Raw genomic sequence first — 202 nt, forward strand, 5'->3', positions numbered from 1 at the left:
GGAGTGCTTTGCCGTCCGCCTCGGAACGCTCGTGCCGCACCCCACGGTCGGTGCGATCAAGGGCACATCGTCGATCCTCGAACTGGACTCCGATCGCGGCGGCGGCGGCAGAGCAGACCAGTGGCACACGGATGTCACCTTCGTGGACGCCTACCCGAAGATCTCCGTGCTGCGCGGCGTGGTGATCCCACCCTATGGCGGC

At 67.3% G+C, this 202-nt stretch carries 1 protein-coding gene; it reads left to right on the top strand.

The window, feature by feature from the left end; genetic code table 11:
* Positions 1-202 (top strand): TauD/TfdA dioxygenase family protein (locus AC24YW_RS36685; RefSeq protein WP_487487224.1); only part of this gene is annotated, 202 nt, incomplete at both ends.

This window comes from Bradyrhizobium sp. USDA3516 (assembly GCF_057651995.1).